A 23961-nucleotide genomic window follows, 5' to 3' on the forward strand; every position below is an offset into this window, starting at 1 on the left:
CGGTCGTTGTCGACGTGCTGAGCGGCCCGGCCACGACCTGAGGGCGGTTGAGCCGAGGTGAAGTCCGGACGGTGACCCCGCACGCCGCCGGTCGTCGTCCGGGCTCGTCGCACGCCGGCCAGGTCTCATCCCACAGGCCCTATGCGTGCGGCACGGCCTCGTCGGTCGCCAGCCCCTGATAGTAGGGCTGCATGGCCGGGTGGTACTCGTCGAACTCGGGTCGAGGTGAGCCGTCCCGGGAGGCGACGAGCAGGTCCAGGTAGTACTCCCAGCCGGCGCCGACCTCGGCGATGCCCTCCACGCTGGTGAGGTGCTGGACGAACCGCAGCTCGGTGGTGCCGTCGGTCTCGGTCAACGCCAGCTCCAGCCGCCAGGTGCCGTAGCTGTCGATCAGCGACACGGCGAGGCGTCGCAGTGGCTCGCACGCGTCGATGTGGACCTCGGACCAGGGCTGCTCCTCCTCGAAGGCCATCTGGAGCCGGACGGTCCGGCCGGGCGCGGCGTCGCCCTCCCACGGGCCGTACCAGCGGGCCGTGCGCTCCGGCTCGGTCAGACTGGCCCAGACGTCCTCCGCCGGGGCGCGGAAGGTCCGGGTGAGGACGAGGTCGTGGCCGGTGTCGGTGCGAAACAGGCGTCCGGTGGGCGTACGGGTCATGCCGTGTGCTCCCTTCGATGCTCCGCCGGGCCGCTGCTGCGGCGCTCTCGGCGGGTGCGATAGATCTCGGTCTCCAGTGCGTCGAGGTGCCGCTCCCACCGGTCCGCGCCGACGAGCCCGGCGAGCCAGTCGGCCAGCGGGGCGAGTGGGCCGGGGTCGAGGCGGTAGATCCTGCGTCGGCCGACGACCTCGTCGCGGACCAGCCCGCTCTCGCGCAGCACCCGCAGGTGGCGGCTGATGGCGGGCCGGCTGATCGCGAACCGTTGGGCGATGTCGCCGGCGGAGAGGGGTTCGTCGCGCAGCATGGTCAGGATGTGCCGTCGCACCGGGTCCGCGATTGCGGTGGCCATCTCGTCCATACCGGAAAGCGTAACCCTTGAGTTACGGGTTTGGTGACCCGCCTGCGTCGATGGTGGGCACATGATCAGGTCGCCTGGCACTCTGTACTGCATGGCCACCCTGCTTCGCTCCCGGATGACCGACTGGACCGTCGCCGTACCCGTGCTCGCCGTGCTGGTGCTGCTCGTCACCTGGGGGCGGGACCTGCCGGCTCCCATCATCGTGGTGGTCGCGGTGCTGCTCGGCGGTGCGGTGCTCGCGGCCGTGCACCACGCGGAGGTGGTCGCGCACCGGGTGGGGGAGCCGTACGGGTCACTTGTGCTCGCCGTCGCGGTCACCGTGATCGAGGTCGCTCTCATCGTCACGCTGATGATCAGCGGGCCGGAGAAGACCCAGTCGCTCGCCCGCGACACCGTCTTCGCCGCCGTCATGATCACCTGTAACGGCATCCTCGGCCTGTCCCTGCTGCTCGGGGCGCTGCGCCGGCGCGTCGCCGTGTTCAACCCGGAGGGCACCGGCGGTGCGTTGGCCACCGTGATCACCCTGGCCACGCTGAGTCTGGTCATCCCGACCTTCACCACGGCCCGGCCCGGCCCGGAGTTCAGCCCGGCCCAACTCACCTTCGCCGCCGTCGCGTCGCTGGCCCTGTACGGGCTGTTCGTGCTCGTGCAGACCGGCCGGCACCGCGACTACTTCCTGCCGGTCGACAGCCAGGGCCGGGTGATCGACGCCGAGGAGCACGCCAGGCCGCCGACGACCCGCGCGGCGCTGGTCAGCCTGGGCCTGCTGCTGGTGGCGCTGGTCGCGGTGGTCGGCGACGCCAAGACGGTCTCCCCGACCATCGAGGCCGGTGTCGCGGCGGCGAACCTGCCGCACGCGTTCGTCGGCGTGATCATCGCCCTGTTGGTGCTGCTGCCGGAGACCCTGGCCGCCGCCCGCGCCGCCCGCCGCGACCGCGTCCAGATCAGCCTGAACCTCGCCCTCGGCTCCGCGATGGCCAGCATCGGCCTGACCATCCCGGCCATCGCCATCGCCTCGATCTGGCTGGACGGCCCGCTGCTGCTCGGCCTCGGCGGCACCCAGCTCACGCTGCTCGCGCTGACCGCCGTGACCGCGGTGCTGACCGTCGTGCCAGGCCGGGCCAACGTGCTTCAGGGTGGCGTCCACCTGGTGTTGATGGCCGCCTTCGTCTTCCTGGCCGCGAGCCCCTGACCATCAGCCGGCGGGCGGCGGGTCGCCCGTGAGGCGGTCCGCGCGGGCGTTCAGGTAGCGCTGCTGCGCCAGGTTCGTCGAGCGCGCCGCCGCCATCCGGTACGCCTCCCGCGCCGCGACCCGCTCACCCACCAGCTCCCACAGGCGCGCGCGGGCGGCCGACAGCCGGGGGTCCTCGGCCACCCCCCGCCCGTTCCGTTCCGTTGATCATGAGGTTATAGCGCCGACACGCCGACACCGGGGCAATAACTCCGTGATCAACGGGGGTGGTGGGGGCGGGGGAGGAGGGGTGGGGGTGGGGGACGGGGTGGGATAGGTTGCCGGGCATGGCGGTGGTGTGGGTCGTGGTTGGAGGTTTCGCGGCGGTGGCTGTTGCCGCGTTCGGGGTTGTGGTTCGGCGGGGGCGACGGACGGGCGAGGTCGGGAGCGACGCTCGCGCGGCCGGTCAGGATGCCCACGGCCGGCAGCAGCGCTACGAGGCCGAGCGACACGGCGACCAGGGCGACACCTGGCAGCGTGGCCGCGAGGCCGGCGCCTGACGGTTCACTGACCGTAGGAACGGCGGAGCCGTTCATTGATCAGGTAGTTGAGCCGGTACCGCAGGTACCCGAGAGTGCTCTCGCTCGGCACCTCCCCGTCGGTGGTGAGCGTCCACCGCAGCGCGCACTCCGGGCCGGGTGGGTGGGCGGCCAGGTCGAAACGGATCCGGTCCAGCGGCCGGTGCGGCCACAGCGACGACCAGACCAGCAGTACGGGCGCGTAGCCGGCTAGCACCCCCGGCGGCGCCTCGTCGTCACGTAGCTCCAGCCAGGGCCGGCTACCCACCTCGTACGGGTCGCGCAACGAACGCCACACGACGGGTGGCGGGGCCGGCTGACGGCGAAGACGGCTGCCCAGCTCGTGCATCACAGCCCTCCTCGCCGGACGGCCACACCCGCCCACTCTCATCCTGTCGTACGGCACCGTGAACCATCCGCAGCCGGCGCACGTGAATCCGGAGCGTGGGCGTGGCGGTCGTATCGTCGGGGTACTGCGCAGCGCGAGCACGGATGTCTGGGGAGGCACAGTGGGCACACGGTCCGGACGCGACGCCCGGGGCCCGGTGGCGGCACTGCTGATCGCCGCCCTGCTGTCGCTCGCCTGCGCCGGGGGCGGGCTGGCCGAGCCGGAGGGCGAGCGCCCCGCGCCGGCCCGTTCGCAGGAATCCCCGGCGCCGAACACCACCCGGGCCGACGGCACCACAAGCGTCGCCGAATTCGAGCAGGACGTCGCCGACGCGCAGACGATCGCCGAACGGTACTGGGCGGCCCAGTTCAAGGAGTCCGGGCAGCGGTTCCAACCGATCCGACGGATCACCCCGTACCAGCGGGCGGGCGAGGTGACCTGCGGGGGCGAGCCGCTGCCGCGCAACAACGCCGTCTACTGCTCGCGGGGCGACTTCATCGCGTACGACATCGCCTGGTCGGTGGCGGCATTCCGTCAGGTCGGTGACGCGTTCGTGTTCTACCTGCTCGGCCACGAGTACGCCCACGGCATCCAGGTGCGCCTCGGCATCAACTACAGCTTCACCATCCAGCAGGAGTTGCAGGCCGACTGCATGGCCGGCGCGTACCTCGGCGACTCGGTGCGCGCCAAGGTCCTGACCCTGGCCGACGGTGACCTCGACGAGTTCCGTGAGGGGCTGGCGGCCGTGGGCGACGACCCGGACCAGCCGTGGTTCGCGGAGGGCTCGCACGGCACCGCCGAGCAGCGCACCGACTCGTTCTTCCGCGGCTACGAGCGTTCGCTGGAGGCCTGCGACCTGGGTTGAGCGGGTTGCCCGGATCACGCCGGCGCCCATCGCGGTCACCAGCGGGGTGCCGGCCTGGCAGGATCGCCGGTGTCGGCCACGACCCTGGAGGATCCGCTGAGCAGCCACCACCTTGCCGCCGTGCTCTTCGACATGGACGGCACGCTCGTCGACAGCGAGAAGCTGTGGGACGTCGCACTGCAGGAACTCGCCCGGGAGTACGGCGGGGAGCTGTCCGAGGACGCCCGCCGGTCGATCATCGGCACTGCCATGGCCGAGTCGATGCGCATCCTGCACGACGACCTGGGGCAACCCGAACGGGATCCGGAGATCAGCGCGGCGTGGATCAACGCCCGGATCCTGGAGTTGTTCCGCACCGGACTGCCCTGGCGGCCGGGCGCCTTCGAGTTGCTGCGCGCGGTCCGGGCGGCGGGGATCCCCACCGCGTTGGTCACCTCCAGCCCCCGAGCGCTCGTCGAGATCGCCCTGGACACCCTGGGCCGGGACAACTTCGACACCGTGGTCGCCGGCGACGAGGTGGTGGCGGCCAAACCGCACCCCGAGCCCTACCTGACCGCCGCCCGGCAGCTCGGTGTGCCGATCGAGCGTTGCGTGGCGATCGAGGACTCGCCGACCGGGGTGGCCAGCGCGCTCGCGTCCGGTGCGGCGGTGCTGGCCGTACCGGCGGAGGTGCCACTTGGGCGCACTGCCGGCGTACACCAGGTGGAGAGCCTGACCGGCGTGGACCTGGGGCTGCTCGCGGCGTTGCTGGCCGACCGGGCCGCCGCGACCGGCTGACGGTTCGGCCCGGGTCACCGGCGTTCGGCGAAGACCGCCCCGACCACCTGGTAGCTGTCGAACGCCCTCGCGGCCCCCGCGTACGCGGCCAGGTGGATGAACAACTCGACGATCTCCTCCTTGGTCACGCCCGAGTTCAACGCGATGCGCAGCTGCCCGCGCAGCGGCTCGTGGGTGCCGAGGGTGGCGGCGATCGCCACCGAAATGAGGCAGCGGCTGCGCAGGTCCAGGCCCTCCCGGGGCCATGCCTCGCCGAAGGTCTGCACGGTGGCGAGACGACGGAAGTCGTCCCCGGCCGGCGGTTCGCCCTCGCCGAGCGGCAGCACCAGTGGCTGACCGAGGAGGCGCTCGGCGTTGTCGAGTGCCCGCTGGTACGCGTCCTGATCTGTCATGTCACCGGTCCTGGCCCACCGCCGCAGCCGTCGGCGGGCCGGCGCCCTGCCGGCACCACCAACCTAGGGGTTGTTCGCTGGGGCAGAGGGCGGATCGGTCAGCCGGAACGGCGGTTGCCCCCGATCGCACTGGGCGACCGGGGGCAACTGTGGTGCCGATCAGTCGTGGGCGATCGCGCCCAGGACGTTGATTCGCGCCGCCCGGATGGCGGGTAGCACCGCGGCCACCACACCGATGATCGCGGCGAGACCGAGGAAGACACCCATCTGCCCCCAGGGCAGGATCAGGTCGGTGATGCCCTCGTCCTTGAGCGCCTCGACCACGGCTGCGCCGAGACCGGTGCCGACCGCCACGCCCAGCAGCGCGCCGAACACGGAGATCACCACCGCCTCAACGGTGATCATGCCCATCGTCTGGCCCCGGCGTAGACCGATCGCCCGCAGCAGACCCAACTCCCGGGTCCGCTCCAGCACCGACAGCGCCAGGGTGTTGATGATGCCGAGCACGGCGATCACGATGGCCAGGGCCAGCAGGATCTGGATCATCGTGAGCAGCCCGTCGAGCTGACCGGTCTGCTGCTTGATGAACGCGTCCCGGTCGGCCACCGACACCTCGGGGCTGTCCGCCAGCAGCGTCTCCACCTGGGGCTGCACGTCGGCGACCCGGGCGCCGGGGGCGAGCTGGATGAAGCCCTGGCTGGGCTGCGGGATGGTGAAGTCCTTCGCGGCCTGCACCGGCAACGTCACCGGGTTGGTCAGCTGGGACGACTCGTAGATGCCGCTGACGGTGTACGTCCGCGCCTCACCCCGGGTCAACTGCACCTTGACCGTGGAACCGACCGACCAGCCACGCGAGGTGGCCGTGTCCGAGCTGGCCAGCATCTGGGTCGGCCCGAGCCGGTCGATGTCACCGGCCGTGGCCTTCGCCCCGAAGATCTGCCGCAGCGACGCGATGTCACTGCTCGCCGCGACCCAGGTGCTCTCGCCGTCGAGCTTCGCCATGTCGCCGTACTCGCCGTCGACCAGCTGCACGCCGGGCAGGGCCTTGGCCTTGTCCAGCACCGCCGGGTCGAAGCTCGGCGGACGCGGACCGCCCTGCTGACCGGAGATCACCAGCTCGGCCTTGATGGTGTCCTGGGCGAGCGCGCTGATGCTGCCCTTGGCCGAGTCGAGGATCACCGTGACGCCGGTGACCAGCGCGATGCCGACCATCAGCGCCGCGGCGGTGATCGCGGTGCGGCGCGGGTTGCGCCCGGAGTTGAGTCGGCCCAGCTTGCCCGGCACCGACCAGGAGAAGATCGCGCCGAGCAGGTTCACCACCGGCCGGCTGATCAGCGGGGTCAGCAGCGCCACCCCGATGAAGGCGAACAGCACCCCACCCAGGATGGTGGGCAACGTGCTGCCCCGGGCGTTGCCGCTGAGCCCGAGGAACAGCAGCACCGCGCCGATCCCGGTGACCACCGAGCCGGTCACGGTGATCTTGGTCAGCGGCCGGTCCGGGGTGGCCACGTCCTGCATGGCCGCGATCGGCGGGATCCGCGCCGCCCGCAGCGCCGGCAGCAGCGCAGCCACCACGGTGATGACCAGACCCACCGCGAACGAGCCGATCACCGCGGCCGCCGGCACGCCGATCCCGGCCAGGGTGAGCCCACCGGCCAGCTTGCCGAACAGGAACGCCAGCAGCGCCCCCACCCCGATGCCGGCGGCGAGACCGAGCACCGAGGCGATCAGCCCCACCGCGATGGCCTCCAACACCACCGAGCCGATGATCTGCCGACCGCTGGCCCCGATGGCGCGCATCAACGCCAACTCCCGGGTGCGCTGCGCGACGATGATCGAGAAGGTGTTGAGGATCAGGAACGTGCCGACCAGCAACGCCACCGCGGCGAAGCCGAGCAGGATCTTGTTGAAGAAGGACAAGCCCTCCTTCAGACCGGCCGACGCGTCCGCGGCCACCTGCTCACCGGTCTTCACCTCGAAGTCCGGCCCCAGCGCGCGGGCCACATCGTCGCGCAGCGTCTCGTCGGAGACCCCACCGGCGGTGCGGACGGTGACGCTGCTGAACGTGTCCGGCTCGCCGAGCATGAGCCGCTGCGCCACCGGCGTGGTGAAGAAGACCTCGTTGACCCCGCCGATCGAGTCCCGGTCACCGCTGTAGCCCATGATGCCGACCAGCGTGAAGTCCCGTTTCTTCGACTCGAACGCGGTGAGCACGCCGACCTTCTGGCCGACGCGCACCTTCGCCGCCGTGGCCAGCGCCTTGTTGAGCACGACCTCGTCCTCGGCCTGCGGCGCGCGCCCCTCCCGCAACTGCATCAGGTCGCTCTCGCCGATCCAGTTCTCGCCCAACTGGGGCGGACCGAACGAGGTGATCACCTTGCCGTTGCTGCCGACCACGCGGGCGCCGTCGGCGTTGACGATGCCGGTCGCCGAGGCCACCCCTGGCACCTGCTTGACCCGTTCCACCACGGCGGCGGGCAGCGGGGCCGAGGTCTGCTCGCCCTCCATCTCGCTGAGCTCCACCTTCGGTTTCGCCGCGACGTTCACGTCGATCTCGGAGAAGCCGTCGGCGAAGACGGAGTCGAACGAACGCCCCAGCGTGTCGGTCAACACGAAGGCACCGGAGACGAACATCACCCCGAGCACCACCGCCAGACCGGACAGGATCAGCCGGACCTTGCGGGCCAGCAGACTCTTCAGTGTCGCCCGGAACATCAGTTGCCCACCTCGGCCGGAGTGTCCAGCTTCTTCATGGTGTCCAGCACCGTCTCGGCGGTCGGCTCGATCAACTCCGAGACGATCTGCCCGTCGGCGAGGAAGACCACCCGGTCGGCGTACGCGGCGGCGGTCGGGTCGTGGGTGACCATCACGATCGTCTGGCCGTGCTCGCGGACCGAGCTACGCAGGAAGTTGAGCACCTCCGCGCCGGAGCGCGAGTCCAGGTTGCCGGTCGGCTCGTCCGCGAAGATCACCTCGGGGCGGGAGACCAGGGCACGCGCGCACGCCACCCGCTGCTGCTGCCCGCCGGAGAGCTGCGCCGGCCGGTGGTCCAGCCGGTCCTTCAGACCAACCGTGGTGATCACCGTGTCGTACCAGGCCGGGTCCGGCTTGCGCCCGGCGATCGACAACGGCAGCAGGATGTTCTCCTTGGCGGTCAGCGTGGGCAGCAGGTTGAACTGCTGGAAGATGAAGCCCACCTTGTCGCGGCGCAGCTTCGTCAGCCCCGCGTCGCCCAGCCCGGTGACGGTCGTCTCACCGATCGCCACCGTCCCCCGGGTCACCGAGTCCAGCCCGGCCAGGCAGTGCATCAGCGTCGACTTGCCCGAACCCGACGGCCCCATGATCGCGGTGAACCGGCCACGTTCGAACTCGGCGCTGACCCCCCGCAGCGCGATGACCTGAGCCTCGCCGCTGCCGTACACCTTCCACACGTCGTTCGCCCGGGCCGCGGCCTGCGCTTGGCCTACCGTCGCGGTCACGTCATCTACCTCTTCCGTCTGTCCGTCTGCTCACGCCGCCCCCCGATGGTCCGGCGTGACTGTTCCATCATCGGCGCTGCTCACGCCCGTTCCGTCCGCCCCTGGGGGGACCCGGCGCGGATTTCCCGCTGCGGGTGGCCCCCGATGTCGGATCAGGGTTGCCCCTGACCCGACGACCGGTCGACCCGTTTCCCGCGACCGGTGCACAGCGCCGAACCCGAGACTGCCCCCTTACGCCACAGGAGGGTCAACCGCGCCGAGCCGTCTCCGGTCACGGTAGGTGAGCACGGCAACGGGGCCGTCCCCCCACGGAGGGATTTCCGAGTACGCCGAGTGGGGTAGCCGCCGGACGTCGGCTACGCCCCGGGGCGGATCAGACCCGACTCGTACGCCAGCACCACGGCCTGCACCCGATCGCGTAGTCGCAGCTTCGTCAGCAGGCGCCCGACGTGGGTCTTCACCGTGGTCTCGCTGACCGACAGCACCGCCGCGATCTCGGCGTTGGACAACCCCCGAGCCACCTGCACCAGCACCTCGCGTTCCCGGTCGGTGAGCGCGTTGAGCACCGGCGCGGGCGTCGCCGCCGGATCGGGCAGCAGGTCGGCGAAGCGCTCCAGCAGCCGCCGCAGGATCCGCGGCGAGACCACCGCGTCCCCGCCGGCCACCGTACGGATCGCCGCGATCAGCTCTTCGGCGGGCACGTCCTTGGCCAGGAAGCCGCTGGCGCCCGCGCGCAGCGCCCCCACCACGTACTCGTCCAGGTCGAACGTGGTGAGCACCAGCACCCGCACCGGCAGCCGGGAGTCGACGATGGCCCGGGTCGCCGCCACCCCGTCCATCCGGGGCATCCGGATGTCCATCAGCACGACGTCGGGCAGCAGCCGGCGGGACAGCTCCACCGCCTCCACACCGTCGCCGGCCTCGGCCACCACATTCAGGTCACTCTCGGCCCCCAGCACCATCCGGAAGCCGGTACGTAGCAGCGGTTGGTCGTCGGCGAGCAGGATCCGCACCGGCCGCGCCGAGGCCACCCGATCCGTCATCTCGTCTCCCGTTCCGCCGACGTCGTGCCCGCACCGCTCATCCTCGCGTACGGCGGACGTGCGTCGCGGACCACGGTAGAGGCCCCCCGCCGCGGTGTCGTGACCGACGCGGCACCGCTTCGGTCAGGCTCCGCGGTGCCCGTGGCGGGGGCGGTCAGCGACCGGCCGGACGCACCGCGGCGCGCCCGAGCGGCCCGCCAAAGGTCGTCACTCGTCGGCGCCGGGCACCACCGGCGCGGACCGGGCGTCGCGCAGCGGATCAGCGGTCGCCGCCGCCACCGGGAACGGCGGCGGGGTGCCGCCGAAGCTCGGGCACAGCGCCTGGTGACTGCACCAGTCGCACAGCTTGCTGGGCCGGGGCCGGAAATCCTGCCGGGCGGTGGCCTGCTCGATCGCGCGCCACAGCGCCACCACCGTGCGCTCGAAGCGGACCAGCTCGTCGGCGTCCGGCGTGTAGTCCAACACCTCGGCGTCGCGCAGGTAGAGCAACCGCAGCACCCGGGGCACCACCCCCCGGGTGCGCCACAACACCAGGGCGTAGAACTTCAGCTGGAACAGCGCCCGCGCCTCGAACGCCTCCCGGGGCGCGCCCCCGGTCTTGTAGTCGACGACCCGCAGCGCGCCGTCCGGAGCGACGTCGAGCCGGTCGAGGTAGCCCCGGATCAGCAACTCGTCGTCGACCACCGCCGAGATCAGGCTCTCCCGCTCGGCGGGCTCCAGCCGCGTCGGGTCCTCCACCGCGAAGTAGCCCTCCAGCAGCCCGGCGGCCGAGCGCAGGAACTCCACCGGACCGGCCGGCTCCGCGCCGTCGAAGATTGCGGCCAGCTCCGGCTGCTCGGTGACCAGCCGGTCCCACTGGGGGGCCACCAGGTCGCCGGCCGCCGCCGGCGTGCGGCCGGTCGCCGGCAGGTCGAACAGGCGCTCCAGCACCGCGTGCACCAACGTGCCCCGGGCCTGCTCGATCGTGGTGCGCTCGGGCAGCCGGTCGATGCTGCGGAACCGGTAGAGCAGCGGGCAGGTCTTGAAATCCGCCGCCCGCGACGGCGACAGCGAGGCCCGCACCGTCGGCGGCGCCTGCGCCGCGGGGGAGGGCTGGGGGGTGGTGACCGATTCCGCCGTCATGTCGGCAAAGGTTAGGGCACCGGTGTGACACCGACCGCCGCCCGCCCCGCCCGGCGACGGTCCGTAGCATCGTTGCGATGGAGCAGACATCCCCGCCGCCGCGCCGACCCGACCGGCGTCTCGGCCTGAACGTCGGCCGGGTGTTCGGGGTGCCGCTGCACCTCAACGGCTCCATGGTCCTGTTCGCGGTGCTCATCGCCGTGCTGTACGCCGAGTTCGCCCGCCGACAGCTCGACCTGCCGCAGATCAGCGGCTACCTGATCGGCTTCGGGTTCGTGGTGTCGCTGCTCGGCTCGGTGCTGCTGCACGAGTTGGGCCACGCCCTCACCGCCCGTCGGTACGGCATCGGTGTGCGCGGAATCACCCTGGAACTGCTCGGCGGCTACACCGAGATGGACCGGGACGCCCCGTCCCCCCGTGTCGACCTGCTGGTCTCACTGGCCGGACCGGCGGTCTCCGCGGTGCTCGGAGTCCTCGCGGTCGCGGCCACCCTCGCCCTGCCCGAGCGCACGGTGGCGCACCAACTCGCCTTCCAACTCGCGGTCAGCAACGTCATCGTCGCGGTGTTCAACAGTCTGCCCGGGCTGCCGCTCGACGGCGGCCGGGCGCTGCGCGCCGCCGTCTGGGGGCTGACCCGCGACCGGCACCTCGGCACCGAGGTCGCCGGCTGGGCCGGCCGGATCGTCGCGGTCGGCACCGCCGTCCTGGTCGGGCTGCTGACCGTGGCCGACGTCCTGTCGCCGCTGGCGCTGCCGCTGATGCTGCTGGTCGCCGTCACCCTCTGGCGGGGCGCCGGGCAGGCCGTTCGGGCCGCCCGGGTCAGCCGCCGGTTCCCGCTGATCGACCTTTCCCGGCTGGCCCGCCCGGTCTGGCCGGTGACCACCGGTACGCCCCTGGCCGAAGCCCAGCGCCGACGCGCCGAAGGCGGGCAGCCGGCCGCGGCCCTGCTGGTCACCGACTCCACCGGACGGCCGGTGGCGCTCGTCGACCCGGCCGCCGCCGACGCGGTGCCCGTCGATCGCCGACCATGGCTGGCGGTGGACGCCGTCGCCCGCGCGCTGGGCACGCTTCCCGCGCTGTCGGTCGGCTGGGACGGCGAGCGGGTGATGGAGGCCGTACAGACCCACCCGGGCGCGCAGTACGTGGTGACGTCAGGCGAAGATGTCGTCGGCATTCTGCACATCGCGGACCTTGCACAGCTCCTCGAACCCAACCGGAAGATGACACCGTGACCGCAACTCCCTCCACCGTCGGAGCCGACCCCACCACCCCGGCGCTGACACCCGTGCACCGTGGGCCGTTCCGGCCCGGCGACCGGGTTCAGCTGACCGACCCCAAGGGGCGGATGCACACCGTGACGCTGGAGCCCGGCAAGGAGTTCCACACCCACCGCGGCATCCTGGCGCACGACACGCTGATCGGGCTCCCCGACGGCAGCGTGGTCAGCACCGCCGGTGGCGGCACCGCGTTCCTCGCGCTGCGGCCCCTCCTGTCGGACTATGTGCTGTCCATGCCGCGCGGCGCCCAGGTGATCTACCCGAAGGACTCGGCGCAGATCGTCGCGATGGGTGACATCTTCCCCGGCGCCAAGGTTCTCGAGGCCGGCGCCGGCTCCGGTGCGCTGAGCTGCTCCCTGCTGCGGGCCGTCGGCACCGAGGGCGAGCTGCACTCGTTCGAGCTGCGCGACGACTTCGCCCAGATCGCCAAGCGCAACGTCGAGGCGTTCTTCAACGGGCCGCACCCGTCGTGGCACCTGCACGTAGGTGACGTCGCGCAGTGCCAGGAGACCGGCTTCGACCGGATCATCCTGGACATGCTGACCCCCTGGGAAACTCTCGACATGGTCGAGCGGGCGCTGGTCCCCGGCGGGGTGTTCATCGGCTACGTCGCCACCACGCCGCAGCTGTCCGAGCTGGTGGAGGCGCTGCGCGAGCGCGGCGGCTGGACCGAGCCGCGCGCCTGGGAGTCCCTGGTACGCGACTGGCACGCCGAGGGCCTCGCCGTCCGGCCGGACCACCGGATGATCGCGCACACCGCGTTCCTGGTGTCCGCGCGCAAGCTGGCCCCCGGGGTCACCGCGCCGCCGCGCCGCCGCAAGCCCAGCAAGGGCACCGAGGCGTACGCGCAGCGCCGCCAGGACCTGCGCGCGGCCGAGGCGGCCCGACAGGCCGCTGCCCAGGTGGCGGATGCGCAGCCCAACGGTACGGGGGAGATGGACAGGCCGTGACCATCGAGCTGGCCGGAGGCGCCGCCGAGCAGGGGGAGGCGCCGGCATGAGCCGACCGGGCTACGGCGGCGGTGACCTCCCCGCGGTCTTCCCCGACTGGTCGCCCTACCAGGATCTGGAGTCGGCGGCGCGGGCCTACCTGCGCGACCCGGACGTCGCCCTGGAGGCGCTCGGCGGCGTGCTGCGCGGCGCGTCCGTGCTCGGCTTCACCCTGGAACGCTTCGTCAACGAGGTCAACGGCGTGTGGCAGGAGGTCGTTGTCTGCGACGGCAGCCGGCTGATCCTCTGGCACGGCGAGGACGTGCCGCCGGAGGAGGGCCCGGCGGGCTCGATGACCTCGTCGTTGCGGGTCGTACCGGTCTCCACCGTCACCGAGGTCGGCTGCCGGCGGCGACTCAACCGTACCGACAGCGGCGAGATCCGGGTCGACAGCATCGACGTCTACCTGCTGCTCACCTCACTGGACGAGGCCCCACCGAGCGAGGAGATGGTGGGCACGCCACGGCACGACGCGCTGCGCTTCGGCAAGACCCTCGACGACGGTGGGGCCGGGCAGATCGCCCGGCTGGAGGAGTTCGCGCGGTTGGTCGCCTCGGTGGTCGGCCGTCCGATGCTCTGAGGCGTATCCCTCCCGGGTCCGGGCCGCGCGGCCCGGCCGGTGGGTGACTCAGACTTCCTCGGCGTCCGGACCGGCGACCTCGACACCGTCGCCGCGCACCACGTGGATGCAGTCGCCCGGGCATTCCTTGGCGGAGTCAATCACCTCGAGCCGCAGGTGCTCGGGCACGTCGACGCGGCTGCCCGGCGCCGCCAGCAGCTCACCGTCGGCGCCCTTGACGTACGCCAGACCGTCGATGTCGAACTCGAAGACCTCCGGCGCGTACTGCACACAGAGCCCATCGCCCGTGCACAGATCCTGGTCGACCCAGACCTGCAGTTGATCGGTCGCGACCTCGGTCACCGGTGCACCCCCCATGTTCTCCCGTCTGACACTCCGACGGTACCCGAACGCCGGTAACCGCCCGTCAGGCCACCCTTGGCGATCAAGGTTCGGTGACGAGGGTGTTGCGTGGGACCGAATCGGCCTCATAGCGGCTAGTGTTAGGGCAGAACGTTCAAGCCCCCCGGGGAGGTGGGACGTGGCAGCACGCAGCGACGACGCGGACTCGCGCGCCGCACGGTGGGAGAAGGAAGCCCACGATCTCTCCACGCAGGTCGCGTTCCTCCAGGAGGAACTCGCTCTGGTGCGGCGCAAGTTGACCGAAAGCCCCCGACACGTCCGGCAGCTCGAAGAGCGGCTGGCGGCCACCCAGGCACAGTTGGCGCGGCTGACCGAGAACAACGACCGGCTGGTGAGCACCCTCAAGGAGGCTCGCACGCAGATCGTGACGCTCAAGGAGGAGATCGACCGGCTCGCGCAACCGCCGAGTGGCTATGGCGTCTTCCTGGCCAAGCACGACGACGGCTCGGTGGACGTCTTCACCGGCGGTCGCAAACTTCGGGTCGCGGTCTCACCCTCGCTGGACGTGGGTGACCTGCGCCGTGGCCAGGAGGTCCTGCTCAACGACGCGCTCAACATCGTCGACGCGTTCGGCTATGAGCGGGTCGGCGAGGTCGTGATGCTCAAGGAGATCCTGGAGGGACCAAACGGTGGGCCGGGTGACCGGGCGCTGGTGGTCTCGCACTCCGACGAGGAGCGCATCGTGCACCTCGCCGAGACCCTCATCGGCTCCGCGATCCGAGCCGGCGACTCGCTCATGATCGAGCCCCGCTCGGCGTACGCGTACGAGCGGATCCCGAAGAGCGAGGTCGAGGAGCTGGTCCTGGAGGAGGTGCCCGACGTCGACTACGGCGACATCGGTGGCCTCCAGTCGCAGATCGAGCAGATCCGCGACGCCGTGGAGCTGCCCTTCCTGCACGCGGACCTGTTCCGTGAGCACCAGCTCCGCCCGCCCAAGGGCATCCTGCTCTACGGCCCGCCCGGCTGTGGCAAGACGCTCATCGCCAAGGCGGTGGCCAACTCGCTGGCCAAGAAGATCGCCGAACGGCAGGGCAAGGAAAAGCACACCAGCTTCTTCCTCAACATCAAGGGCCCCGAGCTGCTCAACAAGTACGTCGGCGAGACCGAGCGGCACATCCGGCTGATCTTCCAGCGGGCACGGGAGAAGGCCGGCGAGGGCACCCCGGTGATCGTGTTCTTCGACGAGATGGACTCGATCTTCCGGACCCGTGGCTCCGGTGTCTCCTCCGATGTGGAGAACACCATCGTCCCGCAGTTGCTCAGCGAGATCGACGGCGTGGAGGGGCTGGAGAACGTCATCGTCATCGGCGCCTCCAACCGGGAAGACATGATCGACCCGGCGATCCTGCGCCCCGGTCGGCTCGACGTGAAAATCAAGATCGAGCGACCGGACGCCGAAGCGGCCAAGGACATCTTCTCCAAGTACATCCTCGCCGGGCTGCCCCTGCACCCGGACGACCTGGCCGAACACGGCACCGACCCCCAGGCCACCGTCGCGGCGATGATCGACGCCGTGGTGCTGCGGATGTACTCCGAAACCGAGGAGAACCGCTTCCTCGAAGTCACCTACGCCAACGGTGACAAGGAAGTCCTCTACTTCAAGGACTTCAACTCCGGCGCGATGATCCAGAACATCGTCGACCGGAGCAAGAAGATGGCCATCAAGGAGTTCCTCACCTCCGGTCGCAAGGGGCTGCGCCTGCAGCACCTGCTCGACGCCTGCGTCGACGAGTTCCGCGAGAACGAAGACCTCCCCAACACCACAAACCCCGACGACTGGGCGCGCATCTCCGGCAAGAAGGGCGAGCGGATCGTCTACATCCGCACGCTCGTCTCCGGTGGCAAGGGCGCCGAGGCCGGCCGGTCCATCGAGACCGCCAGCAACACCGGCCAGTACCTCTGACCGCCAGCGGCGGCACCGGACCTCGTCCGGTGCCGCCGCTGCGTGCGTCCCACCAGCCCGCGCATCCGCACCCCGCCCACGGCGGCCCGTCGCGGCCGACCCGCGCGCTTCGCGGGCCATCGACGACATTCACGCGCTCAACGGGCGCGCCGCGCCGGCGGAGCAGGGTGCCACCACGACCCGCCACGGCACGGCAGCCGCGCCGCGCCGACCGGCAGGGCCGCGCGGTACGCCACCGCGCAGACTAGTCTCGATGGTGTGAGCGGCGGGTACGCCGGCTCCAGGGGCGAGCGAAGCGAGTGGTCGCATGACGGTACGTCGGATCATGGGCACCGAAGTCGAGTACGGCATCTCCGTGCCCGGACAGGCCGGAGCCAACCCGATGGTCACCTCATCACAGGTGGTCAACGCCTACGGGGCACGCCCCGAGCTCAACCGGGGTGGTCGAGCCCGCTGGGACTACGAGGAAGAGTCGCCGCTGCGCGACGCCCGCGGATTCACCTACTCCGGGGCCGCCTACGATCCCGCCGAGGCCCTCGCGGACGAGGACCTCGGCCTCGCCAACGTGATACTCACCAACGGTGCCCGTCTCTACGTCGACCACGCCCACCCCGAATACTCCACCCCGGAGGTCACCACCCCCCGCGACATCGTGCGCTGGGACAAGGCCGGCGAGCGGGTGATGGCCGAGGCGTCCCGCCGAGCCGCCACCATCCCGGGCAGCCAGCCGATCCACCTCTACAAGAACAACACCGACAACAAGGGCGCCAGCTACGGCGCCCACGAGAACTACCTGATGCGCCGGCAGACCCCGTTCGCCGACATCGTGGCGTACCTGACGCCGTTCTTCGTCACCCGCCAGATCGTCTGCGGCGCGGGTCGGGTCGGCATCGGTCAGGACGGCGGGCAGAGCGGCTTCCAGATCTCCCAGCGCGCCGACTTCTTCGAGGTCGAGGTGGGCCTGGAGACCACCCTCAAGCGGCCCATCATCAACACCCGCGACGAGCCGCACGCCGACGCCGACAAGTACCGCCGGCTGCACGTGATCATCGGCGACGCCAACCTCTCCGAGATCTCCACCTACCTCAAGGTCGGCACCACCGCCCTGATCCTCAACATGATCGAGGAGAAGGCGCTCGGCGCCGACCTCGGCATCGCCGACCCGGTCAGCGAGCTGCGCGCGGTCAGCCACGATCCCGGCCTGGCGCACCTCATGCGACTGCGCGACGGTCGCCGGCTCACCGCACTCGACCTGCAATGGGCGTACCTGGAACGCGCCCGGTCCTTTGTCGACGACCGCTACGGCACCGACGCCGACGAGCAGACCGTCGATGTGCTCGACCGCTGGGAGAGCGTGCTGGACCGGCTCGGCCGGGACCCGATGCTCTGCGCCGACGAGTTGGACTGGGTGGCCAAACTGCGGCTGCTCGAGGGTTACCGGGAGCGGGAGAAGCTCGGCTGGGGCTCGCACAAGCTGCAACTGGTCGATCTGCAGTATTCCGACGTCCGGCCGGAGAAGGGCCTCTACCACCGCCTGGTCACCCGAAAGGCGATGAAGACGCTGCTCACCGACGACGAGACGCGCACCGCGATGACCGAGCCGCCGGAGGACACCCGGGCCTACTTCCGGGGCCGCTGCCTGGCCCAGTACGCGTCCGAGGTGGTCGCCGCGAGCTGGGACTCGGTGATCTTCGACGTGGGCCGGGAATCGCTCGTCCGGGTGCCGATGATGGAGCCGGAGCGCGGCACGCGCGCGCACGTCGGGGCGCTGTTCGACCGCTGCGCCAGCGCGAAGGATCTGCTGGAGACGTTGACCGGCGGCTGAACGCACGTCCTTATGCCCGCCGCGTGCCGCAAGCCGGCGCGCGGCGGGCTTTTCGTCGCCCGCGCGAGGTAAGTTCATCGCAGACGATCGTGGAGGAGACAGCAATGGCCACTCATGACAGCGGCGGCCAGTCGCAGTCCGGCAAGTCCCGTCAGGGCGAGGAAATCGAGGACGTCACCACCGAGGCCAACCCCGAGGTGGCCGAGCGGCACGCCGAGATCACCGAGGACGTCGACGACCTCCTCGACGAGATCGACTCCGTCCTCGAAGAAAACGCAGAAGAATTCGTGCGGGGATACGTACAGAAAGGAGGTCAGTGAGCATATAGGGTTAATTCGGACATGCCTAGAACGAGTGATGATCGGGACGGACTTCGTCGCTGCCGAGATTGCAGCGAATGGAAGGCGCTCGATCAGTTCTGTGCGAACTCCAAGAGGCTGGATGGGCGGGGAAGTTACTGCAAGCCCTGCTTCAACGAGCGGTCCAAGGCAAGTTACGCGCGTCGAGTGAAGGCGAAGTTCGACCGCGAGGTGCGCGCAGGTCGCGTCGTGCCCGAGGGTCACAAGTACTGTCCGACCTGCGATGCGGTCAAACCGTTCGATGCCTTTCCCCGTAACCGGGCGGACACCTCCGGATATGCCACCTACTGCAAGCCCTGCCACAACACCAGGACGAGAGCGACCAAAGAGCGGCTCTACGGGGGTAACCGCGAGTACCACCTGCGGCGGCGGTACGGCGTCGGTGAGAAGGAGTTCCAGGAGCTCCTGGTCGAGCAGGGTGGGGTCTGTGCGATCTGTGGCGGCGCGGACCCGCAACATCTGGACCACGATCATCGCACCGGGTGGGTGCGCGGGATACTCTGCTTCAACTGCAACGGTGGTCTTGGCCAGTTCCGTGACAGTCCCATGAGGCTGGCCAGGGCGATCACGTACCTGAGAGGAACCACGTGGCAGCGGGCTTTGATCCATCCGGGCGTCTACCAGATGTGTTCACCAACGCGGGGACGTCCTCCTTCACGACGTTCCTGAGTCGGGTGGCCCCCGAGATGCTGCCCGGCCGGCGGCCGTTGCCGCCGGGCATGGCAGCGGACCTGGCGCCGCACGCGACCACCATCGTGGCGATCTCGGCCGCCGGTGGCGTCGTGATGGCCGGCGACCGGCGGGCCACCATGGGCAACCTGATCGCCCAGCGTGACATCGAGAAGGTGCACCCCGCCGACGCGTACTCCCTGGTGGGGATCGCGGGCACGGCGGGCATCGGGATCGAGCTGATGCGACTGTTCCAGGTGGAACTGGAGCACTACGAGAAGATCGAGGGCGCGATGCTCTCGCTCGACGGCAAGGCCAACCGGTTGGCGTCGATGATCCGCGGCAACCTGGGTGCGGCCATGCAGGGCCTGGCCGTGGTCCCGCTGTTCGCCGGGTTCGACCTGGCCGCCGCCGACCCGGCGCGGGCCGGTCGGATCTTCAGCTTCGACGTGACCGGCGGTCCGTACGAGGAGACCGGGTACGACGCGATCGGCTCCGGCTCGCTCTTTGCGAAGTCGGCGCTGAAGAAGCGCTTCCGGGCCGGTGTGTCGGTCGACGACGCCACCCGCCTCGCGGTCGAGGCGCTCTACGACGCGGCGGACGACGACACCGCGACCGGCGGACCGGATCTGACCCGTCGGATCTATCCGGTGGTGATGACCGCTACCGCCGAGGGCACCCGCCGGTTGACCGACGCCGAGACGGCGGCGATCGCCGAGGGCGTGGTCGCCGCTCGGATGGAGAACCCGGGCGGGTGAGCCCCGTCCACCCCCACCAGTCAGCAGTCGTCAGCACCGCGCCGTAAGGAGAACCGCCGCCGTGGCCATGCAGTTCTACGCCTCGCCCGAACAGATCATGCGCGACCGCTCCGAGTTGGCCCGCAAGGGCATCGCTCGGGGTCGCAGCGCGGTGGTCCTCAGCTATTCCGGCGGGGTGCTCTTCGTCGCGGAGAACCTCTCCAGCGCCCTGCACAAGGTCAGCGAGATCTACGACCGGATCGGGTTCGCCGCGGTCGGTCGGTACAACGAGTTCGAGAATCTGCGCCGGGCCGGTGTACGGATGGCCGACCTGAACGGGCTCAGCTACGACCGGCGGGATGTCACCGGGCGGGCTCTGGCCAACGCGTTCGCGCAGACGCTCGGTGCGATCTTCACCGAGCAGTCGAAGCCGTTCGAGGTGGAGATCTGCGTGGCGGAGGTCGGGGCGACCGCGGACGACGACGAGTTGTACCGGCTGACGTACGACGGTTCGGTCAACGACGAGCCGGGCCGGATGGCCATGGGCGGCCAGGCTGAGGCGATCACCGGTGTGCTGAAGTCCCAGCACCGTGCGGACATGTCCCTCGGCGAGGCGGCCCGGGTGGCGGTGCAGGCGTTGAGCACGGTTGGTGGTGAGGGCGGCGCGGCCCGGACGATCGCCGCCAACCAGTTGGAGGTGGCGGTGTTGGACCGTCACCGGGTGGGGCGTTCGTTCCGCCGGATCACCGGTGCGGCGCTGACCGCGTTGCTGGACGGCGATGTGTCCGCCGCGGAGCAGCCGGCGGAGGCGGGCGGCCCGGACACTCCGGCGCAGCCCACCACCGAGTCGCACAAGCCGACGACGTCGGCGGCATCCGCTGACCTGGAGGACAAGCCGGCGGACGGCAAGTAACACCTGTTGGTACGGCGGCGGGCGGTCCGGTGTTCGGGCCGCCCGCCGCCGCACGTCCAGCATCTGCGGCGGCGGGCGGCCGGAGCGTCGCGGGCCGGTGTGGCCGCGACGCGCGGGGGTGTGGCCCTGGTCAGGATCCTGCGGTCACTCCCGGCGCGGCAGCCTCGAAGGCCGGGGCTGGGGTGGGTGCTGCCGGGCGGGCGGCGTGGGTGCGCAGCAGCACGGCCATGACGGCGGCGACCACGACGGAGCCGATGGCGTAGCCGAGCTCGACTCGCAGCGCGGTGGAGACCGGGGCGAGCGTCGCGACGACGAGTGCGGCCACCCCGATGGCCCAGGCGAGGGCCTGCGCCCGGTGCCGGTCGAGGGCCAGGAGTGCCTGGCCGAGGACCATCGCCCACAGGTAGGCGAGGGTGGCGACGGCGAGCCAGGCGAAGTCGGCGTGGCCGAGGACTCCGGGCGCGTCGAAGAGGGTCTGCACCAGTTGTGGGCCGACAAGCACGGCGAGGACGGCGCCGGTGAGGCCGAGGGCGCTGACGATGCCCAGGGCGCGGCGTAGCAGGCTGTGGAAGCCGGTGAGGTCGCCGGTGCTGGCCGAGGTGGAGAGGCCGGGCAGCAGCGATGCCTGCAACGAGGCGAAGACGAACAGCGGGATCCGGACCAGCACCAGCGCGGAGAGCAGCGCGCCGGCGGTCGCCTCGTCGGATGGGTCCAGCACCTTGACGTTGATCACGCCGATGTTGACCACGACCTGGGCGAGCAGGCTGGAGGCGATGAGGAGGCCGAGGCCGCGCACCAGGCTCGCCCAGGCTACGGGAACGCCGCCGCCGACGGCGCGCAGGACCGGTGGTGCGGTGAGGATGGCGCCGGCGACGGGCGCGATGACCAGCACCGCGCCGTACCAGACGGGGTCGGTGACGCCGTTCAGGCCGAGGACGGTGACCAGCGCGATCCGCAGACCGCCGTCGATGCCGAGTTGGGTGCCGTACCAGGGGAACAGTTGCAGGCCGGAGAGGATGCCGCGGGTGGTGTGCGCGACGGCGAGTCCGGCCAGCGCGCCGATCAGGACGGTGACCATGGTGCCGTCGCCGGCGAAGAGCCGGTCGGCGAGCGTCTCCCGGAAGACGACGATCAGCGCGACCACGGCGGCGAGCAGGCCGGCGGCCAGGGCCGCCCCCCGGGCCAGTACCGGCCCGGGGGGGAGGCCCTGGCTGTGCCGGGCGGCGACGAGTCGGGCGACCTCCTGCTCGACCGGCATGAACAGGCCGATGCCGAGGGTGAAGACGATCGTCCAGAGCACGGAGAGGGAGTTGTAGTCCGCCTCGGTGAGACTGTGCCCGGCGACTGCCAGGTGAACGTAGGAGGCGAGTCCCAGCAGGGCGAGGCCGGCGCCGACGGCGACGGTGCCCGGTGGGACCAGACTCAGGAGCCGGCGGATCACCGGCGAATGAGCGCCAACGTGAGGACGGCGAAGGCGCGGCCGAGGTAGATCATGGCCTTGGCGGGGGAGTGGCTGGGGGTGCCCGCCATCCGCTTGCGCATGGCCACCGGCACCTGGCGGATGGTGTAGCCGCGTCGGGCGGTGTGCACCAGCGTCTCCACGGTGTCGCCCAGGTACTCCACCGGGTACCAGGTGGCGAACATTTCGATCACCCGACGGTTGGCGGCCCGGAACCCGGAGGTGGTGTCGGTGAGCTTGGTGCGGGCGACGCGGGACAGCACACCGGAGAGCATGACCATGGCCCAGCGGCGGGGGCCGCGGACGTTGTAGTCACCCTCGCCGGCGAACCGGGCGCCGATCACCAGGTCGGTCTCGTCGAGCAGGTCGACGAGCTTCGGCACGTACCGGGGGTCGTGCTGGCCGTCCGCGTCGATCTGGATGGCGACGTCGTAGTCGTGGTCGCGCGCGTACCGGTAGCCGACCCGCATGGCGCCGCCGACGCCGAGGTTGTACGGCAGCTTGGCCACGAGGGCGCCGGCGGCGGCGGCGACCGCGGCGGTGCGGTCGGTGGAGCCGTCGTCGATGACGATCACGTCGACGCCGGGCAGCTCGCCGCGGACCTCGCCGACCACCTCGGCGATCGAGCCGGACTCGTTGAGCGCCGGGATGATGATCAGGACCCGCTTGCCGTTAACCATCGGTGGACACCAGTTCGTTTCGGGCCGCGCGCTCCGCGTCGATCTCGGTACGGAGCAGGGCGAAGTCTTCGGCCAGGGTGCGGGTCTCTTCTTCCAGGTGGCTGACCTCCCAGCTGAGGTGCACGCAGACCAGCAGCAGGAAGACGATGCCGAGGAAGAGCACGAGGCTCACGCCGGAGGCGACGCCGAGCAGTTCGGCGACGTTGTCCAGCAGGCGGGGGAAGAGCGACAGGGGGATGACGATCACCAGGACGCCGAGCCAGAGCATGCCGTACTTTTCGCGAAGCTGCCGGCGGCGCAGCAGCTCGACGATGGTGGCGAGCAATATCAGGCCGGTCAACCCGGTGACGAGGGTGAGCTTCATGCGACCTTCCACGGAGCGGGCGGAGCGGGGGAGTCGAATGCGTCGACGAGAGTGGCATGCCAGTCGGGGAGCGACGGCAGACCTGCGGCCGCCCAGCGGCTGTGTGCTAGCACACTGTACGCCGGACGGGGGGCAGGAAGAGGATACCGGTCACTGGTGGTGGGTCGGATCCGGTCGGGATCCAGACCGGCCAGCGTGAACGTGGCGCGGGCCAGCCCGTACTTGGTCGTCTGGCCGGCGCAGGTGCTGTGGTAGACGCCGGGAGCGGCCCGGCCCTCCAGGGCGGCGTCGGCGAGTGCGACGAGCCGCTCGGCGAGCGGGTAGGACCAGGTGGGCTGGCCGTGCTGGTCGTCGACCACGGTGATCTGTTCCCGCTGGGCGGCGAGCCGGAGCATGGTGGCCACGAAGTTCGGCCCGTGCGCGCCGTACAGCCAGGCGGTGCGGACCACGTACCCGTTGTCGGGCAGCAGCCGGGCGACGGCCTGCTCGCCGACCAACTTGCCTCGGCCGTACGCGTTGACCGGTGCGGTGGGGGCGTCCTCCGGGTAGGGGGTGTTCGCGTCACCGGAGAAGACGTAGTCGGTGGAAACCTGGATCAGCCGCGCGCCGCTGGCGGCACACGCCGACGCGAGACTCTCCACGCCGTTGCCGTTGACGGCGGTGGCTGCCGCCTCGTTGGTCTCGGCGCCGTCAACGTTGGTCCACGCCGCTGTGTTGATCACGATGTCGTGCTCGGCGACCGCCTCGCGGACGGCGGCGGGATCGGTGATGTCCAGGTCGGCCCGGCTGGCGGCGGTCACCTTGAGGTCGGGCCGGGTGTGCAGCACGGTGACCAGGTCCCGGCCGAGCATCCCGCCGGCGCCGGTGACGAGTAGGCGGGTCATGCGGTGGGTGTGGTCTTGAGGGGTTCCCACCAGGTGCGGTTGTCGCGGTACCAGGTGACGGTGTCGGCGAGGCCGGCATCGAGGGTGATGC

General features: G+C 70.9%; 27 protein-coding genes. 13 read left to right on the plus strand and 14 right to left on the minus strand.

The window, feature by feature from the left end; translation table 11 throughout:
- Positions 1–139: 139 nt before the first annotated feature.
- Positions 140–655, minus strand: coding sequence for an SRPBCC family protein (locus ACFYPM_RS20020; protein ID WP_387198818.1), 516 nt, complete (start codon positions 653–655; stop codon positions 140–142).
- A complete protein-coding gene (locus ACFYPM_RS20025) occupies positions 652–1014 on the minus strand; it encodes a metalloregulator ArsR/SmtB family transcription factor (protein WP_387198821.1) in 363 nt (120 codons plus the stop codon). The genes ACFYPM_RS20020 and ACFYPM_RS20025 overlap by 4 nt, the downstream gene beginning before the upstream one ends.
- Positions 1015–1105: 91 nt before the next feature.
- On the opposite strand from ACFYPM_RS20025, the gene ACFYPM_RS20030 reads away from it, so the two are divergent.
- Complete coding sequence (locus ACFYPM_RS20030) at positions 1106–2206, plus strand: calcium:proton antiporter (RefSeq protein ID WP_387198824.1); 1101 nt, start codon at positions 1106–1108, stop codon at positions 2204–2206.
- A 3-nt stretch (positions 2207–2209) separates the two neighbouring features.
- Here ACFYPM_RS20030 and ACFYPM_RS20035 read toward each other — a convergent pair whose 3' ends face one another.
- Positions 2210–2389, minus strand: coding sequence for a hypothetical protein (locus ACFYPM_RS20035; RefSeq protein WP_387198827.1), 180 nt, complete (start codon positions 2387–2389; stop codon positions 2210–2212).
- A gap of 143 nt (positions 2390–2532) precedes the next feature.
- Here ACFYPM_RS20035 and ACFYPM_RS20040 point away from each other — a divergent pair, with 143 nt between their 5' ends.
- Positions 2533–2745 (plus strand): hypothetical protein, encoded by a 213-nt coding sequence (locus ACFYPM_RS20040; RefSeq protein WP_387198830.1) that lies wholly within the window; start codon positions 2533–2535, stop codon positions 2743–2745.
- A gap of 4 nt (positions 2746–2749) precedes the next feature.
- Here the strand turns inward: ACFYPM_RS20040 and ACFYPM_RS20045 are convergent, their stop codons facing one another.
- Positions 2750–3112 carry a hypothetical protein gene (locus ACFYPM_RS20045; protein ID WP_387198833.1) on the minus strand — a complete coding sequence of 121 codons (363 nt, stop codon included), beginning with the start codon at positions 3110–3112 and terminating at the stop codon, positions 2750–2752.
- A gap of 160 nt (positions 3113–3272) precedes the next feature.
- Between ACFYPM_RS20045 and ACFYPM_RS20050 the strand changes: the two genes are divergently transcribed.
- Both ACFYPM_RS20050 and ACFYPM_RS20055 read left to right on the plus strand, forming a co-directional pair.
- Positions 3273–4016 carry a neutral zinc metallopeptidase gene (locus tag ACFYPM_RS20050; RefSeq protein WP_387198836.1) on the plus strand — a complete coding sequence of 248 codons (744 nt, stop codon included), beginning with the start codon at positions 3273–3275 and terminating at the stop codon, positions 4014–4016.
- 120 nt (positions 4017–4136) lie between these two features.
- Positions 4137–4793, plus strand: coding sequence for an HAD family hydrolase (locus tag ACFYPM_RS20055; protein ID WP_387198907.1), 657 nt, complete (start codon positions 4137–4139; stop codon positions 4791–4793).
- Between the two features lie 14 nt (positions 4794–4807).
- Here ACFYPM_RS20055 and ACFYPM_RS20060 read toward each other — a convergent pair whose 3' ends face one another.
- The 5 genes from ACFYPM_RS20060 to ACFYPM_RS20080 form a co-directional block, all read right to left on the minus strand.
- The gene (locus ACFYPM_RS20060) at positions 4808–5185 is read right to left on the minus strand and encodes a carboxymuconolactone decarboxylase family protein (RefSeq protein WP_387198839.1); all 378 of its coding nucleotides are present in this window, start codon (positions 5183–5185) and stop codon (positions 4808–4810) included.
- A gap of 159 nt (positions 5186–5344) precedes the next feature.
- On the minus strand, positions 5345–7900 hold the full coding sequence (locus tag ACFYPM_RS20065; protein ID WP_387198842.1) for an ABC transporter permease: 2556 nt from the start codon (positions 7898–7900) through the stop codon (positions 5345–5347).
- A complete protein-coding gene (locus ACFYPM_RS20070) occupies positions 7900–8664 on the minus strand; it encodes an ABC transporter ATP-binding protein (protein WP_357375003.1) in 765 nt (254 codons plus the stop codon). The genes ACFYPM_RS20065 and ACFYPM_RS20070 overlap by 1 nt, the downstream gene beginning before the upstream one ends.
- A gap of 356 nt (positions 8665–9020) precedes the next feature.
- A complete protein-coding gene (locus tag ACFYPM_RS20075) occupies positions 9021–9707 on the minus strand; it encodes a response regulator transcription factor (RefSeq protein WP_357254245.1) in 687 nt (228 codons plus the stop codon).
- Between the two features lie 207 nt (positions 9708–9914).
- The gene (locus tag ACFYPM_RS20080) at positions 9915–10829 is read right to left on the minus strand and encodes a RecB family exonuclease (RefSeq protein WP_387198847.1); all 915 of its coding nucleotides are present in this window, start codon (positions 10827–10829) and stop codon (positions 9915–9917) included.
- A 77-nt stretch (positions 10830–10906) separates the two neighbouring features.
- Between ACFYPM_RS20080 and ACFYPM_RS20085 the strand changes: the two genes are divergently transcribed.
- Genes ACFYPM_RS20085 through ACFYPM_RS20095 form a run of 3 tightly spaced genes read left to right on the plus strand, consistent with a single transcriptional unit; the run spans position 10907 to position 13675 of the window.
- Entirely contained in the window at positions 10907–12061 is a 1155-nt protein-coding gene (locus ACFYPM_RS20085) for a M50 family metallopeptidase (RefSeq protein WP_387198850.1), read from the plus strand.
- Positions 12058–13056 (plus strand): tRNA (adenine-N1)-methyltransferase, encoded by a 999-nt coding sequence (locus tag ACFYPM_RS20090; protein WP_387198853.1) that lies wholly within the window; start codon positions 12058–12060, stop codon positions 13054–13056. Before ACFYPM_RS20085 ends, ACFYPM_RS20090 begins: the two co-directional genes overlap by 4 nt.
- Positions 13057–13102: 46 nt before the next feature.
- Positions 13103–13675, plus strand: a complete 573-nt coding sequence (locus ACFYPM_RS20095; RefSeq protein WP_387198856.1) for a hypothetical protein — start codon at positions 13103–13105, stop codon at positions 13673–13675.
- Positions 13676–13723: 48 nt separating this feature from the next.
- Here ACFYPM_RS20095 and ACFYPM_RS20100 read toward each other — a convergent pair whose 3' ends face one another.
- On the minus strand, positions 13724–14017 hold the full coding sequence (locus ACFYPM_RS20100; RefSeq protein WP_387198859.1) for a ferredoxin: 294 nt from the start codon (positions 14015–14017) through the stop codon (positions 13724–13726).
- Between the two features lie 178 nt (positions 14018–14195).
- Here ACFYPM_RS20100 and arc point away from each other — a divergent pair, with 178 nt between their 5' ends.
- From arc to prcA, 6 genes are all read left to right on the plus strand, one after another.
- On the plus strand, positions 14196–15980 hold the full coding sequence (gene arc / locus ACFYPM_RS20105; protein WP_357254251.1) for a proteasome ATPase: 1785 nt from the start codon (positions 14196–14198) through the stop codon (positions 15978–15980).
- Positions 15981–16287: 307 nt separating this feature from the next.
- Positions 16288–17805, plus strand: a complete 1518-nt coding sequence (gene dop, locus ACFYPM_RS20110; protein ID WP_357375010.1) for a depupylase/deamidase Dop — start codon at positions 16288–16290, stop codon at positions 17803–17805.
- 104 nt (positions 17806–17909) lie between these two features.
- The gene (locus tag ACFYPM_RS20115) at positions 17910–18125 is read left to right on the plus strand and encodes a ubiquitin-like protein Pup (protein WP_030332902.1); all 216 of its coding nucleotides are present in this window, start codon (positions 17910–17912) and stop codon (positions 18123–18125) included.
- 186 nt (positions 18126–18311) lie between these two features.
- Entirely contained in the window at positions 18312–18833 is a 522-nt protein-coding gene (locus tag ACFYPM_RS20120) for an endonuclease VII domain-containing protein (RefSeq protein WP_387198863.1), read from the plus strand.
- The gene (gene prcB, locus ACFYPM_RS20125) at positions 18752–19591 is read left to right on the plus strand and encodes a proteasome subunit beta (protein ID WP_387198866.1); all 840 of its coding nucleotides are present in this window, start codon (positions 18752–18754) and stop codon (positions 19589–19591) included. The genes ACFYPM_RS20120 and prcB overlap by 82 nt, the downstream gene beginning before the upstream one ends.
- Positions 19592–19652: 61 nt before the next feature.
- Entirely contained in the window at positions 19653–20483 is an 831-nt protein-coding gene (gene prcA / locus ACFYPM_RS20130) for a proteasome subunit alpha (protein WP_387198869.1), read from the plus strand.
- Between the two features lie 130 nt (positions 20484–20613).
- Here the strand turns inward: prcA and ACFYPM_RS20135 are convergent, their stop codons facing one another.
- Genes ACFYPM_RS20135 through rfbD form a run of 4 tightly spaced genes read right to left on the minus strand, consistent with a single transcriptional unit; the run spans position 20614 to position 23870 of the window.
- Complete coding sequence (locus tag ACFYPM_RS20135) at positions 20614–21924, minus strand: polysaccharide biosynthesis protein (protein ID WP_387198871.1); 1311 nt, start codon at positions 21922–21924, stop codon at positions 20614–20616.
- Positions 21921–22622: a glycosyltransferase family 2 protein gene (locus ACFYPM_RS20140; RefSeq protein WP_387198874.1), complete on the minus strand. Its 702-nt coding sequence runs from the start codon at positions 22620–22622 to the stop codon at positions 21921–21923. The genes ACFYPM_RS20135 and ACFYPM_RS20140 overlap by 4 nt, the downstream gene beginning before the upstream one ends.
- Positions 22615–22986, minus strand: coding sequence for a DUF2304 domain-containing protein (locus ACFYPM_RS20145; RefSeq protein WP_387198877.1), 372 nt, complete (start codon positions 22984–22986; stop codon positions 22615–22617). Before ACFYPM_RS20145 ends, ACFYPM_RS20140 begins: the two co-directional genes overlap by 8 nt.
- Entirely contained in the window at positions 22983–23870 is an 888-nt protein-coding gene (gene rfbD / locus ACFYPM_RS20150; RefSeq protein ID WP_387198880.1) for a dTDP-4-dehydrorhamnose reductase, read from the minus strand. Before rfbD ends, ACFYPM_RS20145 begins: the two co-directional genes overlap by 4 nt.
- Between the last annotated feature and the right edge of the window lie 91 nt (positions 23871–23961).

The sequence above is a fragment of the Micromonospora sp. NPDC005203 genome (genome assembly GCF_042872705.1).
In the GTDB taxonomy this organism is placed as follows: domain Bacteria; phylum Actinomycetota; class Actinomycetes; order Mycobacteriales; family Micromonosporaceae; genus Micromonospora.